12 protein-coding genes and 1 pseudogene are annotated in these 14,075 nt (G+C 62.7%); 8 read left to right on the top strand and 5 right to left on the bottom strand.

Features of this window, described 5'->3' with window-relative positions; translation table 11 throughout:
- Positions 1-10: 10 nt before the first annotated feature.
- Together JQ629_RS30170 and JQ629_RS30165 are read right to left on the bottom strand one after the other, a co-directional pair.
- Positions 11-1,555 (bottom strand): acyl-CoA synthetase, encoded by a 1,545-nt coding sequence (locus JQ629_RS30170; RefSeq protein ID WP_212415705.1) that lies wholly within the window; start codon positions 1,553-1,555, stop codon positions 11-13.
- A gap of 199 nt (positions 1,556-1,754) precedes the next feature.
- Complete coding sequence (locus tag JQ629_RS30165; RefSeq protein WP_212415704.1) at positions 1,755-2,927, bottom strand: acetyl-CoA C-acetyltransferase; 1,173 nt, start codon at positions 2,925-2,927, stop codon at positions 1,755-1,757.
- Between the two features lie 148 nt (positions 2,928-3,075).
- Between JQ629_RS30165 and JQ629_RS30160 the strand changes: the two genes are divergently transcribed.
- The 8 genes from JQ629_RS30160 (at position 3,076) to JQ629_RS30125 (ending at position 12,227) form a co-directional block, all read left to right on the top strand.
- Complete coding sequence (locus JQ629_RS30160) at positions 3,076-3,744, top strand: TetR family transcriptional regulator (protein WP_212269733.1); 669 nt, start codon at positions 3,076-3,078, stop codon at positions 3,742-3,744.
- Between the two features lie 99 nt (positions 3,745-3,843).
- Positions 3,844-4,602, top strand: coding sequence for an SDR family NAD(P)-dependent oxidoreductase (locus JQ629_RS30155; RefSeq protein ID WP_192737070.1), 759 nt, complete (start codon positions 3,844-3,846; stop codon positions 4,600-4,602).
- Positions 4,603-4,754: 152 nt separating this feature from the next.
- A complete protein-coding gene (locus tag JQ629_RS30150) occupies positions 4,755-5,561 on the top strand; it encodes an enoyl-CoA hydratase/isomerase family protein (RefSeq protein ID WP_212415703.1) in 807 nt (268 codons plus the stop codon).
- Between the two features lie 51 nt (positions 5,562-5,612).
- Positions 5,613-7,484: an AMP-binding protein gene (locus JQ629_RS30145; protein WP_212415702.1), complete on the top strand. Its 1,872-nt coding sequence runs from the start codon at positions 5,613-5,615 to the stop codon at positions 7,482-7,484.
- A gap of 154 nt (positions 7,485-7,638) precedes the next feature.
- Positions 7,639-8,766: an acyl-CoA dehydrogenase family protein gene (locus JQ629_RS30140; protein WP_212269736.1), complete on the top strand. Its 1,128-nt coding sequence runs from the start codon at positions 7,639-7,641 to the stop codon at positions 8,764-8,766.
- 134 nt (positions 8,767-8,900) lie between these two features.
- Positions 8,901-10,148, top strand: coding sequence for an acyl-CoA dehydrogenase (locus JQ629_RS30135; protein WP_212275905.1), 1,248 nt, complete (start codon positions 8,901-8,903; stop codon positions 10,146-10,148).
- Positions 10,149-10,266: 118 nt separating this feature from the next.
- Entirely contained in the window at positions 10,267-11,511 is a 1,245-nt protein-coding gene (locus JQ629_RS30130; RefSeq protein ID WP_212415701.1) for an acyl-CoA dehydrogenase, read from the top strand.
- 2 nt (positions 11,512-11,513) lie between these two features.
- Positions 11,514-12,227: a nitroreductase gene (locus JQ629_RS30125; protein ID WP_212415700.1), complete on the top strand. Its 714-nt coding sequence runs from the start codon at positions 11,514-11,516 to the stop codon at positions 12,225-12,227.
- A gap of 83 nt (positions 12,228-12,310) precedes the next feature.
- Here the strand turns inward: JQ629_RS30125 and JQ629_RS30120 are convergent, their stop codons facing one another.
- The 3 genes and pseudogenes from JQ629_RS30120 to JQ629_RS30110 all read right to left on the bottom strand — a co-directional run.
- A complete protein-coding gene (locus JQ629_RS30120) occupies positions 12,311-12,568 on the bottom strand; it encodes a hypothetical protein (protein WP_212269740.1) in 258 nt (85 codons plus the stop codon).
- 296 nt (positions 12,569-12,864) lie between these two features.
- A complete protein-coding gene (locus JQ629_RS30115; protein WP_212415699.1) occupies positions 12,865-13,650 on the bottom strand; it encodes an enoyl-CoA hydratase/isomerase family protein in 786 nt (261 codons plus the stop codon).
- Between the two features lie 33 nt (positions 13,651-13,683).
- Positions 13,684-13,839 (bottom strand): annotated as a pseudogene (locus JQ629_RS30110) (cyclic nucleotide-binding protein); the annotation flags it as partial.
- Between the last annotated feature and the right edge of the window lie 236 nt (positions 13,840-14,075).

Here is a 14,075-nt window from a genome sequence, read left to right as displayed (position 1 = left end):
CAAGCACGGCTCACCCCTTCGCCGCCGGCTTCGGCCAATACCTGTCCCGCAGATGCCGCTTCACCAGCTTGCCGGTGGGCGTGCGCGGCAGTTCGGCCTCGAAGTCGATGCTTTTGGGGCATTTGATCGGCGACAGATGCTTTCTGCAGAACAGGATCAGCTCTGCCTCGAGCTCCTTGCCGGCTTTGGCCATGTCGTGCGGCTGCACCACCGCCTTGACCTCCTCGCCCATTTCCTCGTTCGGCACGCCGAACACCGCGACGTCGGCGACATCAGCGTGGGTGATCAGCACGTCCTCGGTTTCCTGCGGGTAGATGTTCACGCCGCCGGAAATGATCATGTAGCTCTTGCGGTCGGTGAGGTAGAGAAAGCCCTCGTCGTCGAGATAGCCGACGTCGCCGAGCGTCGACCAGCCGCGGTCGTTGTAGGCGCGTTTCGTCTTCTCGGGATCGTTGTGATAGGCGAACACAGGCGCGTCGGCGAAATAGACCGTGCCGATCTGGCCGGTCGGCGCTTCCTGATCGTTCTCGTCCAGAATCTTGACCTTCCCGACCACGGCGCGGCCGACGGTGCCGCGATGGCTCAGCCATTGCTGCGAGTTCGACACCGTGACGCCGTTGCCTTCGGAGCCGGCGTAATATTCGATCAGGATCGGTCCCCACCACTCGATCATCTTGGCTTTCACATCGACCGGGCAGGGCGCGGCGGCGTGGATGGCGCCCTTCAACGATGAAACGTCGTAGCGGTTGCGCACCTCCTCCGGCAGCTTCAGCATCCGCACGAACATGGTCGGCACCAGCTGCGATTGGGTGGCCTTGTATTTCTCGACCAGTTTCAGGAATTCCTCGGCGTCGAAGGATTCCATGATGATGGAAGTGCCGCCGAGGATGGTCGCCATCATGTTGAAGCGCAAAGGTGCCGCATGATAGAGCGGCGCCGGCGACAGATAGATGCTGTCAGCATTCATGCCGCACATGTCGCCGCAGAGGACTTTCAGGAACTGGTTGGGCACGTCGATCTTGTTGCCCTCGAACGCCTTCTTGATGCCTTTCGGCCGTCCGGTCGTGCCCGACGAATACAGCATGTCGTAGCCGGCGACCTCGTCCGCGATCGGCGTCGTCGGTTGCGCGATGGCTTCCTTGTCCCAGGAGCGGAAACCCGCTTGCGGCTCGTCGACCATGAAGAACAGCGGTTCGCCGGGCTCGCCCTTGATCAGGCCTTGCACCTTCTCGGCGCATTTCGGCGTGGTGATGAAGACTTTTGCGCCGCAATCCTTGATGATGTAGGCGATTTCGTCCTCCGTCAGATAGCGGCTGATCGCGGTGTAATAGAGTCCCGCGCGCTGCGCCGCCCAGCAGATCTCCATGAACGCCAGGCGGTTCTCCATCAGGAACGCGATGTGGTCGCCGGCCTTGAGGCCGAGCGCGCGGAACAGATGCGCCCCCTGGTTCGAGAGTTCGTCAAGCTCGCGATAGGTGATTGCTTTTCCGGTGCCCGCCATCTGGTAGGCGATCTTGTTCGGATGCGTGCGGGCGTAGATCGACGGATGGGTCATGGAAAAATCCTGAAACAATCACCGGTGTCGTCCCGGCCCAGATGCGCATTTGCGCATCAGGAGCCGGGACCCATAACCACCGAATCGAGTTGTTGGAATGAGCTGGAGCTCCAGCTTTGCATAACCACGAACTCCTGTGGTTATGGGTCCCGGCTCAAGGCCGGGACGACACCATTGTTGTTGCGGCCAATTGCGAAACTTACAGCCGTTCCACAATCGTCACGTTCGCCATGCCGCCGCCTTCGCACATGGTCTGCAGGCCGTAGCGCTTGCCGCGCTGCTTGAGCGCGTTGACCAGCGTGGTCATCAGCTTGGTGCCGGAGCCGCCGAGGGGGTGGCCGAGCGCGATCGCGCCGCCATTGACGTTGAGCCTTTCAGGATCGGCGCCGGTGGTCTTCAGCCACGCAACCGGCACCGCGGCAAAGGCCTCGTTGACCTCGAACAGGTCGATGTCGTCGACCGACATGCCGGCCTTCTCCAGTGCGCGCTTGGTAGCGTGCAGCGGAGCATCCAGCATGATCACGGGATCGCCGCCCATCATGGTGAGGTGATGGATGCGTGCCAGCGGCTTGACGCCGAGCGATTTGAGGCCCTTTTCGTTGACGACCATCACGCCCGAAGCGCCGTCGCAGATCTGGCTGGCGCTGGCGGCGGTGTGCTTGCCGTTCTCGGCGATCAGCTTGACGCCCTTGATGCCGTCGAGGCTGGAATCGAAGCGGATGCCCTCGTCGATGTGGTGGGTGTCGGTCGTGCCATCGGCGCGGGTGATCTGCAGCGAGACGATCTCGTCCTTGAACTTGCCGGCCTGGGTGGCGGCAATCGCGCGCTGGTGGCTGTTGTAGGAATAGGTATCGAGCTCTTCCTTGGACAGACCGTATTTCTCCGCCATCATTTCGGCGCCGGTGAACTGGCTGAACATGATGTTCGGGTAGAGCTTCTCGATGCCGGGGCTCTTGTAGTGACCAAAGCCGTTCTTGGCCGGCAGCGACGACGCAAGGCCCATCGGCACCCGCGTCATCGATTCAACTCCGGCTGCGATCACGCAATCCATGGTGCCGGACATCACCGCCTGCGCCGCGAAATGCAGCGCCTGCTGCGACGAGCCGCACTGGCGGTCGATCGAGGTGGCGGGCACGCTTTCCGGCAGCTTTGAAGCCATCACGGCGTTGCGGCCGATATTGTTGGACTGTTCGCCGGCCTGCATCACGCAGCCCATGATGACGTCTTCGACCTGCGCGGGATCGGCGCCGCTGCGATCGATCAGCGAATCCAGCACGGAGGCGGCGAGATCGGCCGGATGCCAGCCTGCGAGACGTCCCCCCTTGCGGCCCCCGGCGGTGCGAGCGGTAGCGACGATATAGGCCTCGGCCATGTCTGTTCTCCCTGAATTGTTGTTGGATGGCTTTTGAATGATGAGCCGGATTTAAGGGGTGGCCCGGGATTTAGTCAATCAATCAATTAACTCTTGAGTGCAGCCGCGGCATGCGCTTATGTGCGGCCGGAATTTCCGGCAGGCAGTGATGGCATCAGGGTTGAATACCAGCATACCGACCAAACTGGCGGGCGGAAAAAATACCACCGCCGAGAAGCTGCTTGTGGCGGCAAGCGAATTGATGATCGAGCGCGCCTCGATCGAGGTTTCGCTCTCCGACATCGCTCAGAAATCCGGCGTCAACGCCGCTTTGGTGAAATATCATTTCGGCAACAAGGACGGCCTGTTGCTGGCGCTATTGGCGCGCGACGCCGCAACCGAAATGTCGCAGCTCGAATATCTGATCAGCCAGCCGATTTCGCCGACCGCAAAACTCAAGCTGCATATCGGCGGCATCATCCGCGCCTATTACCAGTTCCCGTACATGAACCGGCTGATCCACTATCTGCTGCATGAAAGCAGCACGGAAGCCGCCGACGAGGTGTCGAAGTTTTTCGTGGCGCCCCTGCTGGAGTTCCAGAAGCGGTTGCTCGCGGAAGGCATCAAGGCCGGCGAATTCCGCAACATCGATCCCGTGATGTTCTACACCAGCCTGGTCGGCGCCTGCGATCACCTATTTTTCGGCCGCCACGCGATGTCGCGGGCGACCGGCGTCGGTCCGGTCACCGATGAAGTCTGCCGCCAGTACATCAAGCACATGGAAGCGCTGATCTGCGGCGGCATGCTGAGTGAAAAGAAAGCCGCGAATGGCGAGTAGCGAATAGCGAATGGATTTTTCCATTCGCCGCTCCCTGTTCGCCATTCGCACGTCCAGAGAAGAAACGTCCAAGGAAAAGTTCAAGGAAAGGGTCTCAAAATGCAGTTGAATGATGTTGCCGTTCTCATCACCGGCGGTGGCTCCGGTCTCGGTGCCGCTACCGCCCGCGCCATGGCCGCCAAGGGCGCAAAAATCGGCGTGATCGACCAGAACAAGGAAAACGCCGAAGCAGTCGCCGCCGAAGTGAAGGGCGTCGCCCTGCATGCCGACGTCACCGACGAGGAAGCGATCAAGGCCGCGATCGCCAAGGCCGAAGCCGCGCACGGCATCGCGCGCGTGCTGATGAACTGCGCCGGCATCGGCGGCTCGCAGCGCACCGTCGGCAAGGACGGCGTCTATCCGCTGGCAAAATTCGTCCGCATCATCAACGTCAATCTGATCGGCACCTTCAACGTGCTGCGCCTGTTCGCCGAACGGCTGGCCACCGCGCCCCCGATCGGTGAAGAACGCGGCGTTGCGATCAACACCGCCAGCGTCGCGGCCTATGAAGGCCAGATCGGCCAGATCGCCTATTCGGCGTCGAAGGGCGGTGTCGTCGGCCTCACGCTGCCGGCCGCGCGCGACCTCGCCAGCCTGAAGATCCGCGTCAACACCATTGCGCCGGGCCTGTTCCTGACGCCGCTGCTGATGGGATTGAACGAGGAGGCTCGCAAGAGCCTCGGCGCGCAGGTGCCGCATCCGGCCCGGCTCGGCGATGCTTCCGAGTACGGCAACCTCGCGGTCCACATCGTCGAGAACCCGATGCTCAACGGCGAAACCATCCGCCTCGACGGCGCCATCCGCATGGCGCCAAGGTAGGCGGCGTAATCTCCGCGAGTCGTCCCGGCGAACGCCGGGACCGATACTCCGCGGCGGTTCTTGCTTAAGAAGGTCTCTACGACCGTGCCGCCACGCAGCGGCACGGCGTATAGGTCCCGGCCTTCGCCGGGACGACGACGGAGGAGCGCTTCGTGACTCAACCGCTGCTGATCGAACATGAGGACGGGGTCGACCGGGTGACGCTCAATCGCCCTGATAGCCTCAACGCGCTCAACCCCGACATGATCAATGCGCTGAATGCGTATTTCGAGGGGCTTCAACGCAACCGCACCACGCGGGTGGTGGTGCTGAAAGGGGCCGGTGCGTCGTTCTGCGCCGGGCTTGATCTCAAACATGCCATGAAACGCCGGGCCGGGCAGCAGGAGCCGCCCGGCGTCACCGAGTCGCTGGATTCGCAGCGCCGGATCGCCGACATCGTGATGCTGATGCGGCGTTGTCCGCAGCCGATCATCGCGCTGGTTCAGGGCGCCGCGGCCGGCGGTGGTTTCGCGCTGGCGCTGGCGGCAGATATTCGCATCGCCACCAGATCGGCGCGGATGAATTGCGCCTTCATCAAGCTCGGCCTCGGCGGCTGCGATATCGGCACCAGCTATTTCCTGCCGCGCCTGGTCGGCGTCTCCGTGGCGTCGGAACTGATCCTGACCGGACGCTTCATCGGCGCGGAGCGCGCGCTCGCCGTCGGCCTCGTGTCTGAAGTGGTCGACGAAGGCGGGCTCGATGCGGCAGCGGAACCTTATGTCGAGGCGATGATGACGGCCTCGCCGGTAGGCCTCCGGCTTTCCAAGGAATGCCTCAATATGAGCGTCGATGCCGGCTCGATCGAGGCTGTGATCGCGATGGAAGACCGTAATCAAGTGCTGTGCAGCCGCTCGGAAGAATTCGGCGAAGGCATCAGGGCCTTCCTTGAAAAGCGAAAGCCTGTCTATATCAAACGATAGCAAGACAAGAACGAAGGATCCGAAAAAGGACCGAATTCCGGGAGACGCAATATGAGTGGGAACGCAGCCGAGGTGCTGACCAAGCCCGGCTTTCGCAAGATCGAATGGCTGAAGCGCGACATCGATGTCGCGCGGCGGCCGGACGGCGTCATCGTGCTGAAGTCGCGCATTCCGCTGCAGTCTTACGAGAAGCATATTCCGGCGTCGCTGGCGAAATGGGCGAAGCAAGCGCCCGATCGCATCTGGCTGGCGCAGCGCGGCGGCGCGGACCGGCAATGGCGAAAGGTTTCCTACGGTGAAGCCAAGCGCACCGTCGACGGGTTGACGCAGGGCCTGCTCAATCTCGGCATTGCAGATGGCCATCCGGTCACGATCTTGTCCGGCAATTCCATCGAGCACGCGCTGATGACGCAGGCCGCGATGCAGGCGCGCCTGCCGGCGGCGCCGGTGTCGCCGGCCTATTCGCTGATGAGCCAGGATCATCTCAAGCTCAAATACCTCTTCAACCTGATCAAGCCTGCGGTCGTGATGGTGCAGGATGGCCCGACCTTCGAGAAGGCGCTGAAAGCGCTCGATCTCACCGGCGTCACCGTCGTGCACGTGCTGCGGCCCTGCGAAGGCATCAAGAGCGTGTCGTTTGCCGACCTCGCCGCGACGACGGTGACGAAGGCCGTTGACGAGTCGATCGCAAAGATCACGCCGGACACCGTCGGCAAGCTGCTGTTCACGTCGGGCTCGACCGGCATGCCCAAGGCCGTCATCAACACCCAGGAGATGATGTGCGCCAATGCGGCGATGATGATGCAGGTGCGGCCGCGCGATCCGAACGGGCCGATCGCGACCATGCTGGACTGGATGCCGTGGAACCACACCATGGGCGGCAACGCCGCATTCCATCCGATCCTGGTCGATGGCGGTACGCTTTATATCGACGACGGGCGGCCGATGCCGGGCCTGTTCGAGGAGACCCTTCGTAACCTCTGCGAAGTGTCGCCGACCTATTACGCCAACGTGCCGGCCGGTTATGCGGCGCTGGCGGCGGCGATGGAAAAAGACGATGCGCTGTGCCGCAGCTTCTTCAGGAATCTGACCGTCATGGCCTATGGCGGCGCGCGGCTGCCCGACGATCTCTATGATCGCATGCAGGCGCTGGCGGTGAAGACTACCGGCGAACGCATCGTGTTCTATACCGGCTGGGGCTCGACCGAGACCGCGCCGACCTCCACCGGTACCTATTGGGACACCGAGCGCGTCGGCTTGATCGGGCTGCCTTTCCCCGGCGTAGAACTGAAGATGGTGCCGTGCGGCTCGAAATATGAGCTGCGCCTGCGCGGCATCAACGTCACACCCGGCTATTTCGGTCAGCCCGATCTGACGAAGAAGATGTTCGACGAGGAAGGTTTCTACTGCATCGGCGATGCCGGTGTGTTCGTTGACGACAACGATCCGCTGCAGGGCATCATCTTCGCCGGCCGCGTGGTCGAGGATTTCAAGCTCACCACCGGCACTTTTGTGCACGTCGGCTCGCTACGGACTGACGCCATCGCCGCCGCGACGCCTGCGGTGCATGACGCGCTGGTCGCGGGGCAGGACCGGGAATTCATTGGCCTGCTGGCCTGGCCCAATCTGCATGCCTGCCGGCAAATCGTCGGCAATCCCGACGCGTCGTTTGAAGACGTGGTCAGGCATCCCGAAATTATCGCCTGCCTGAAGCGCGGGCTGGAAGCGCACAACGCCTCCTGCACCGGCAGCAGCATGCGGATCGCCCGCGCCATGCTGATGGCGGAGCCGCCCTCCATCGACGGCAACGAACTCACCGACAAGGGCTACATCAACCAGCGCGCCGGCCTCGAACGCCGCGCCGCGCTGGTGGAGAGGCTTTACGCCGACAAGCCGGGAGACGACGTGATCATTTTGAACTGATCGTAGGATGGGTAGAGCCATGACGACGCTCTACCCATTGGTCATTCCGGGGCGCGCGTAGCGCGAACCCGGAATCCAGAGGTTATCATATCGAGATTCCGGGTTCGCGTTTTCAACGCGCCCCGGAATGACAGCAAGGAAAAGGTAAGCCGCCATGAATTTCGATTTCTCCGACGAACAAAAGCAGATGCGCGACGCGGCGAGGAAGTTCCTTGCCGAGAAGTGCCCGCCGAAAGCGGTGCGTGAGGTGCTGGACGGCAAGGCGACCTACGACAAGGCCTTGTGGAAGGGCCTCGCCGAAATGGGCTTTCTCGGCGTGGCGATCCCGGAAGAGTTCGGCGGCGCCGGCGCCGGGCATCTCGAGCTTTGCGTGATCGCTGAGGAAATGGGCCGCGCGCTGGCGCCGGTGCCGTTTTCCTCGACGGTGTATCTCGCCGCCGAAGCGCTGCTGCTGGCGGGCTCTGACGCGCAGAAACAGAAATGGCTGCCGAAGATCGCCTCCGGAGAAGCGATAGGCACGCTGGCGCTGTTCGAGGGCAAGGGCAATCCATCGCCGCAGGCGATCAAGTTGTCGGCCTCCGGCGGTACGCTGAGCGGCGTCAAGAAGCCGGTGCCGGACGGCGCCATCGCGGACTTCGCCGTCGTCGCCGCGCGCACGGGATCGACCGGTCGCGATGCCGATATCTCGCTGTTCCTGGTCGACCTCAAGGCCGGCGGCGTCGAGGTCAGGTCGCTGACCAACATCGATCCGACCCACGGCCAGGCCGAACTGACCTTCAAGAACTGCAAGGCCGAGCCGCTCGGCGCCGCCGGTGAAGGCTGGGGCATTCTCACGCAAGTGCTCGACCGCGCTGCTGTGTTGATGGCGTTCGAGCAGGTCGGCGGTTCCGACCGCGCGCTGGAGATGGGGCGTGATTACGCGCTCGACCGTATCGCCTTCGGCCGGCCGATCGGCTCGTTCCAGGCGGTCAAGCACATCCTTGCCGACATGTATGTCTCGGCGACCTTGGCGCGCTCGAATTGCTATTACGGCGCCTGGGCGCTCTCGACCAACGCCTCGGAACTGCCGGAAGCCGCCGCCGCTGCGCGCATCAGCGCGACGCAGGCGTTCCAGCATTGCTCCAAGAACAATATCCAGGTCCATGGCGGCATGGGTTTCACCTGGGAGTTCGACTGCCACATGTACTACCGCCGCGCCAACGCGACTGCAGTGACGCTCGGCAGCCTGTCGTACTGGGAAGATCAGCTGATCGACCGCATGCGCAAGAAGAACGCGGCTTGAACGTCATTCCGGGGCGCCGCAGAGCGGCGAACCTCAGATGTGCAATTGCACATCGGGGAATCTCGAGATGATAACTTCTGGATTCCGGGTCTGGTCCTTCGGACCATCCCGGAATGACGAGCAAGGACAAACAAATGAACTTCGATGACACCCCGCAGGAGGCCGCGTTCCGCGCCGAGGCGAAAGCCTGGATCGGGGCCAATGCGCCGAAGCAGTACGAGGAAGAGCTGCGCAAATCCTCGCTCGGCCGCACCGTGCTCAAGGGCGCCAACATCCTCGAGGTCGCAAAGGCCTGGCAGAAGAAGAAAGCCGATGCCGGCTGGGCCTGCCTGCATTGGCCAAAGGAGTATGGCGGCCGTGGCTCCTCGCCGATCGAGCGCGTGATCTGGCAGCAGGAGGAAGGCCCGTTCGGAAAACTCTCGGGCATGTTCATCATCGGCCACGGCATGTGCGGGCCGACCATGATGGCGTTCGCGGGCGAGGAGGAGAAGCGAAAGTACCTGCCGCCGCTGGCCTCGGGCGAAAAGGTCTGGTGCCAGTTGTTCTCCGAGCCCGCCGGCGGCTCCGACGTCGCCGGGCTTCGCACCCGCGCCGAAAAGAAAGGCGATGACTGGATCATCAACGGCCAGAAGATCTGGACTTCCGGCGCGCATTATTCGGATTACGGCATCCTGCTGACGCGCACCGATCCCAATGTGGCCAAGCACAAGGGCCTCACCATGTTCTTCCTGGACATGAAGAGCCCGGGCGTCGAGGTGCGACCCATTAAGCAGGCCAGCGGCCAGTCCGATTTCAACGAGGTCTATTTTACGGATGTGAAGATACCGGACTCGCAGCGGCTGGGCGCCGTCAATGACGGCTGGAACGTCTCGCTGACGACGCTGATGAACGAGCGGATGTCGATCGGCGCCGGCGTTTCCACCGGATTTCCGGAGCTGTTCGATTTCTGCAACAGCCTGATGCTGGACGATGGTCCTGCGATCGAGGACCGCAACGTGCGTTCCAGGCTGGCGAACTATGCGGTGAAGGCGAGCGGGCTGAAATACACCAGCATGCGCGCGATCTCGGCGCTGTCGAAGGGCGATCGTCCGGGACCCGAAAATTCGATCGGCAAGCTCGTTGCCGGCTCGATGGTGCAGGAAGTCGCGATGTACGCGCTCGATCTGCAAGGCGCTGCCGGCGCGCTGAGCGGGCCGGAGGACGCGGAGGTCGCCGGAAAATTCCAGGCCATGCTGCTGCGTGCGCCGGGCACCCGCGTCGAAGGCGGCACCGACGAGATCATGCGCAACATCATCGCCGAACGCGTGCTTGGCCTGCCCGGTGACATCAGGGTCGACAAGGACGTGCCGTTCAACAAGATTCCGACCAAGGGACGCGCGTAACAAACCGTCATTCCGGGATGCGCCGCGAGGCGCATACCCGGAATCCAGAGATTGTGGATCGAGATTCCGGGTTCGCGCTGCGCGCGCCCCGGAATGACAAGAAGAGAGGAATCCGCCAATGAACTTCGATGATACCCCGCAGGAAGCCGAATTCCGCGCCACCGCCCGTAAGTGGATGGAGGCCAACGCGCCGAAAAAATACGAGGCCGAGCTTTCGAAATCCTCGCTCGGCCGCATCCGGCTGGAGAAGGAAGAGATCGTCGATGTCGGCAAGGCCTGGCAGAAGAAGAAGGCCGAAGGCGGCTGGGCCTGTCTGCACTGGCCGAAGGAATATGGCGGCCGCGGCGCCACGCCGATCGAAAAGGTGATCTGGCAGCAGGAAGAAGGCGTCTACGGCAAGCTGACCCAGCCGTTCCAGATCGGCGAGGGCATGTGCGGCCCGACCGTGATGGCGTTCGGCAGCGAGGAGCACAAGCGGCATTATCTGCCGAAGCTTGCGTCCGGCGAACATATCTGGTGCCAGCTGTTTTCGGAGCCCGCCGGCGGCTCCGACGTCGCGGGGTTGCGTACGCGGGCTGAAAAGAAGGGTGACGACTGGATCATCAACGGCCAGAAGATCTGGACCTCGGGCGCGCACTATTCGGATTACGGCCTGTTGATCACGCGCACCGATCCCAACGTGCCCAAGCACAAGGGCCTGACGATGTTCTTCCTCGACATGAAGAGCAAGGGCGTCGAGGTGCGGCCGATCAAGCAGGCCAACGGCATGCAGGAGTTCAACGAGGTCTATTTCACCGACGTCGTGATCCCGGACAGCCAGCGCCTCGGCGCGGTCGGCGACGGCTGGAACGTCTCGCTCACCACGCTGATGAACGAGCGCATGTCGATCGGCTCGCGGCTGGCGACCGGTTTTCCTGAAATGTTCGAGTTCTGCTCGAACCTGATGACCGATGACGGGCTCGCGATCGACGATCCAGCTGTCCGTTCCAAACTTGCGAGTTGGGCGGTGAAGGCCAGCGGACTGAAATACACCAGCTACCGCGCGATCTCGTCGCTGTCGAAGGGCGAGCGGCCGGGACCGGAGAATTCCATCGGCAAGCTGGTGTCGGGCACGATGCTGCAGGACATCGCGACCTACGCGATGGACCTGGAGGGTGCAGCCGGTGCGTTGACCGGCGCGGATGAAGAAGCCGCAAGCGGCCAGTTCCAGCAGATGCTGCTCTCTTCGCCGTCGATGCGTATTGCCGGCGGTACCGACGAAATCCTGCGCAACATCATCGCCGAGCGCGTGCTCGGCCTGCCCGGCGATATCCGGGTCGACAAGGACGTGCCGTTCAACAAGATCCCGACCAAAGGGCGATGACCATGGATGCAAAAGCGCCGAAGGCGCGCTACGCGGCCGAAGACCGCATCGGCGTGCTCGAGGAATTGCTCGGCGAACGTTACTCGGTGCGCGCCTTCCTGCCGCGCGAGGTGCCGCGCGAGACCATCGAGCATATCCTCACCGTGTCGCAGCGCACCGCGTCATGGTGCAACAGCCAGCCATGGCAGGTGCTGATCGCGAGCGGCGAGGCCAAGGAGCGGTTTCGCAAGGCGATCTATGCCGAGGCTTCCTCGGGCGGCAAGGACGAGCATGATTTCACGCCGCCGCGCGAATATCTCGGCGTCTATCTCGAGCGCCGGCGCGAGAGCGGATTCCAGCTCTACAACACGCTCGGCATCGCCAGAGGCGATAAAATGGCTTATGCCAAACAGGCGCTGGAGAATTACAACTTCTTCGGCGCGCCGCATGTGGCTGTCATTCACACCGACGAGCCGCTCGGCACTTACGGCGCGGTCGATTGCGGCGCCTATGTCGGCAATTTCATGCTGGCGGCGCAGGCGCTCGGTCTCGGCACCATCCCGCAGGCAGCACTGGCGCGGCATTCCGGGCTGATCCGCCGGCACTTCAACCTCGCCGACGACCGCCGCGTGGTCTGCGGCATTTCGTTCGGCTTTGCCGACAATGCGCACAAGGTCAACAGCTACCGGACCTCGCGCGCAAGCGTGGCCGATACGGTCACGTTCTTCGACGAATAGCGTATTCAAATCATCAAGCGCACGGGAAAAGCCCCGATCGCCAATGGCGGCCGGGGCTTTTCGCTATCTGGATTCAGACGAGATCAGTAGGCGCAGACATTGACGGTGCGCAGGCGCAGACCGCGGCGGGTTTCGACCCACTGCTGCTGGATGCAGTCGTTGTAGCCATAGCCGGTGTTGAGGTAGACGCCACCGAAGCCGACGCCGAAGCCGTGACCCCAGCCGTGGCCCCAATGGCCGTGGTGGTGGTGATGATGGAAGGGGCCGGCGGCGGCGGGCGCGGCAGCGGCGAGGGTGAGGGCGGTGGCGGCGATCAGTCCGAGGGTAACCTTGCGAAGCATTGTATTCTCCAATTTGAAAGGCGCGGGGGCCGTTGTTTCGTCCCTGCACCTCTGTCGGCGCGACTTGAATATTCGTTCACGCCGGTTCCGGAGAATCGTGTTTCAGGAATGTTTCGTGGGGGCGGGGGACGACATCCTCTCCTCCCTTCTCCCCTTGTGGGAGAAGGTGCCTTCGCGCAGCGAAGGCGGATGAGGGGTTCTCTCCTCGCGGTAAAACTTCGAGATGAGGATAGAGACCCCTCATCCGTCGCGGACTTCGTCCGCGCCACCTTCTCCCGCAAGGGGAGAAGGAAGAATCAGAATCGCGGCGCCCTCTTTTCCGCAAACGCCTTGATGCCTTCCTTGATCTCGTCGCCGCGCATGCTCTCGCGGTGGCGCTGGTTCGCGGCGGCCTCGTCGAGCTTGCCACGGGCGAATTCGTTAATGGCGCGTTTCATGCCGCGCATCGCGACAGGCGCGTTACCGGCGAGGATGTTCGCAAGCTTGCCGACTTCCTCGTCAAGCACCTCCATCGGCACCATCGCGGTGAGATAGCCGATCCGCAGCATCTCGGGCGCCGAGATCTTCTGCGCCGTCAGAAACAATTTCTTGGCATTGTCGACGCCAAGCCGCGTCACGTAACGCTCGATGCCGCTCTTGTAATAATGCAGGCCGAGCCGCGCCGCCGGCATGAACATTTCAGCCGTATCGACGCCGATGCGGAAATCGCAGGCCAGCGCCAGATCGGTCGAGCCGCCATAGACGCCGCCATTGAGCCGGCAGATCGTCGGTACCCCGAGATCTTCCAAACGGTTGACCACCACCTCGAACGCCGAGCCCGCGCTCTGCTCTTCCCTGGCGCTGGTGGCGCGGTCGGCGACCGAATTGAGATCGTAGCCGGCCGAGAAGGCGCGGCCGGTGCCGGTCAGCACCAGCACCCGGATGTCAGGATCGGCCTCGATCCGGTCGAACAGTTTCACGAGTTCGCCGAGATCCTCGCTCTGCAGCCGGTTCAAATGTTTCGGCCGGTTGAGGCGGATGGTGGCGCGCGCGCCGCTGATGTCGAGTACCGGCGAGCTCGCCGCCGCGGCTGAATTGGGCATATCGTTCTCCATTCTTGTTATTTACTTGTTCTCTTATTTGTTTTCTTGCGCGCGCCGTTTGGCCTCGGCGTCGATGGTCCGGGCGAGATCAGGATGCCGTGCCATCAGCAGGCGAAAATCGACGAGGTCAAGCACCAAGAGCCTCGACAGCCGCGTGGTGGTGACATCGGCGGAACGCAGATTGTTGCCGAAAGTGCCCGCCGCAGGGGAGGCCGTCAACGACGGCCGGCAAACCGCGATACCGCGTCGAATTCCCCGCCGGCGAGGCTGCGCGGCAAGCCCGGCGGGGATCGATTTTGTCAGGGACGGGCGAGAATCGCGATAAATCGTCGTTTTTTCCCCGTATATCAAAAATAGCCTGCGGCCATTACGATAGCGGCACTGCGACACAATCGCGAAAAAATTCACTCCGTTAAAATTGGTTG

It is taken from the genome of Bradyrhizobium sp. AUGA SZCCT0222 (assembly GCF_018130205.1).
Taxonomy (GTDB): domain Bacteria; phylum Pseudomonadota; class Alphaproteobacteria; order Rhizobiales; family Xanthobacteraceae; genus Bradyrhizobium.
This window is presented reverse-complemented; position numbering and strand designations above follow the sequence as displayed.

What these genes read in the sequence shown, in the direction of transcription:
- JQ629_RS30170 (WP_212415705.1), bottom strand. Translation starts at nt 1,555, where the DNA reads ATGACCCATCCGTCGATCTACGCCCGCACGCATCCGAACAAGATCGCC.
- JQ629_RS30165 (WP_212415704.1), bottom strand. Translation starts at nt 2,927, where the DNA reads ATGGCCGAGGCCTATATCGTCGCTACCGCTCGCACCGCCGGGGGCCGC.
- JQ629_RS30160 (WP_212269733.1), top strand. Translation starts at nt 3,076, where the DNA reads ATGGCATCAGGGTTGAATACCAGCATACCGACCAAACTGGCGGGCGGA.
- JQ629_RS30155 (WP_192737070.1), top strand. Translation starts at nt 3,844, where the DNA reads ATGCAGTTGAATGATGTTGCCGTTCTCATCACCGGCGGTGGCTCCGGT.
- JQ629_RS30145 (WP_212415702.1), top strand. Translation starts at nt 5,613, where the DNA reads ATGAGTGGGAACGCAGCCGAGGTGCTGACCAAGCCCGGCTTTCGCAAG.
- JQ629_RS30140 (WP_212269736.1), top strand. Translation starts at nt 7,639, where the DNA reads ATGAATTTCGATTTCTCCGACGAACAAAAGCAGATGCGCGACGCGGCG.
- JQ629_RS30135 (WP_212275905.1), top strand. Translation starts at nt 8,901, where the DNA reads ATGAACTTCGATGACACCCCGCAGGAGGCCGCGTTCCGCGCCGAGGCG.
- JQ629_RS30130 (WP_212415701.1), top strand. Translation starts at nt 10,267, where the DNA reads ATGAACTTCGATGATACCCCGCAGGAAGCCGAATTCCGCGCCACCGCC.
- JQ629_RS30125 (WP_212415700.1), top strand. Translation starts at nt 11,514, where the DNA reads ATGGATGCAAAAGCGCCGAAGGCGCGCTACGCGGCCGAAGACCGCATC.
- JQ629_RS30120 (WP_212269740.1), bottom strand. Translation starts at nt 12,568, where the DNA reads ATGCTTCGCAAGGTTACCCTCGGACTGATCGCCGCCACCGCCCTCACC.
- JQ629_RS30115 (WP_212415699.1), bottom strand. Translation starts at nt 13,650, where the DNA reads ATGCCCAATTCAGCCGCGGCGGCGAGCTCGCCGGTACTCGACATCAGC.